This window comes from Bradyrhizobium sp. 23 (assembly GCF_023073295.1).
GTDB classification, from domain to species: domain Bacteria; phylum Pseudomonadota; class Alphaproteobacteria; order Rhizobiales; family Xanthobacteraceae; genus Bradyrhizobium; species Bradyrhizobium canariense_D.
The window spans coordinates 150020-150388 of the sequence record NZ_JADPJF010000088.1 but is presented as its reverse complement, the minus strand read 5'-3'; the positions used below and the strand labels follow the sequence as shown (position 1 = coordinate 150388).

Below are 369 nucleotides of genomic sequence, written 5' to 3'. Positions count from 1 at the left end.
GGCTCGCCGCCGCAAGCGCCATGCTGCTGTTTCATGCAACCGCCATACTCGCGACCGTCGCCCTGCTCGGGCGCGGCCTTCTGCACGGCGGAATTGGCATCATCGCCGCGTCCGGCTTCGCAGCCGGCGCCGCGCTGTTCGCGGGCGACCTCACCTTGCGGCAATATGCCGGCCATTCGCTGTTTCCATATGCGGCGCCGACGGGTGGATCGGTGATGATCTTGAGCTGGCTGGCAGTGACGCTCGCGGCGGTGGTGGGAAAGAAATAGTGGCTCTTTGTTCCTTCTCCCCTTGCGGGAGAAGATGGCGCGAAGCGCCGGATGAGGGGTTCTCTCCACGAACTCACTATTGCGCGCGCGGAGAGAACCC

1 protein-coding gene is annotated in these 369 nt (G+C 65.0%); it reads left to right on the top strand.

All coding sequences use genetic code 11. The features are described 5' to 3' along the window. Positions 1-269: DUF423 domain-containing protein (locus tag IVB32_RS21665; RefSeq protein ID WP_247411398.1), on the top strand; the 269-nt coding region annotated here is incomplete at its 5' end. Positions 270-369 lie beyond the last annotated feature (100 nt).